The organism is Gilliamella sp. Fer4-1 (assembly GCF_001690515.1).
GTDB classification, from domain to species: Bacteria; Pseudomonadota; Gammaproteobacteria; order Enterobacterales; family Orbaceae; genus Gilliamella; species Gilliamella apicola_C.
The window spans coordinates 1-1,072 of the sequence record NZ_LZGZ01000039.1; the positions used below are offsets into that span (position 1 = coordinate 1).

2 protein-coding genes are annotated in these 1,072 nt (G+C 35.1%); both read left to right on the forward strand.

Annotated features, from left to right (window positions below; all coding sequences use genetic code 11):
* Positions 1-42 precede the first annotated feature (42 nt).
* Complete coding sequence (gene nth / locus A9G30_RS01425) at positions 43-681, forward strand: endonuclease III (protein WP_065587808.1); 639 nt, start codon at positions 43-45, stop codon at positions 679-681.
* Positions 682-686: 5 nt separating this feature from the next.
* Positions 687-1,072, forward strand: a 386-nt coding sequence (gene smrB / locus A9G30_RS01430; RefSeq protein WP_065587809.1) for an endonuclease SmrB, incomplete at its 3' end; no start/stop codon positions are given.

The window sequence follows — 1,072 nt, forward strand, 5'->3', positions numbered from 1 at the left end:
AAGTATATAATATGTCTAAATAACTTTTAATATCATTATTTCGTGAAACAATTAACCCGAATCCAAATTTTAGAAAGACTAAAGGATCATATTAAAGATCCAACAACAGAGCTAATTTATCAAACACCTTTTGAGCTACTAATCGCCGTTGTGCTTTCAGCACAAGCAACTGATGTGAGTGTAAACAAAGCCACTAAACCCTTGTTTGCTGTTGCCAATACTGCTGAGCAAATTTTGGCGCTTGGTATTGATAAATTAAAAAGTTATATCCGCACTATTGGGCTATATAATAGTAAGGCTGAGAATATTATAAAAACATGCCAAATTTTAGTTAATAAATATCAAGGCGAAGTGCCAGAAGATTTTAATTCGCTTATTGAACTGCCTGGCGTTGGACGAAAAACGGCTAACGTTGTCTTAAATACAGCCTTTGGCTGGCCAACTATTGCCGTTGATACTCATATATTTCGAGTCAGCAACCGCACTGGTTTTGCACCTGGAAAAACAGTTGAGGCTGTTGAAGAAAAATTGCTGAAAGTTGTACCTAAAGTGTACAAAATCAATTGCCACCATTGGCTAATTTTGCATGGCCGTTATACCTGTATTGCGCGTAAGCCTCGGTGCGGTTCTTGTGTGATTGAAGATTTATGCGAATTTAAAGAAAAAATTTACCCAGAGTGAGAATCATGCTAAATAAATTTAAATTAGATCATGAAGATATCGACTTATTTAAAAACAGTATTGGTAATATCAAAAAGATTAAGCAAGATACCGTTATTCATAAACCGATAAAACGCTCACAAAAAACGGTAGAAACAAAAAAATTACAACATGAAAAAGATCATGCTGAATTTTACTTTTCCGATAATTACCAACCATTATTGCAAGAAGATCCTATCCGCTATAGCAGAGAAAATGCTGATCCTTACGAAGTAAAAAAATTGCGCCGTGGATTTTATAATCCAGAATTCTTTTTAGACTTGCACGGGCTTACTCAACAAGAAGCTAAAAAAGAAATTGCAGCCCTTATCGCTGCATGTTTAAGAGAAAGAGCGCATTGTGCGTGTATTAT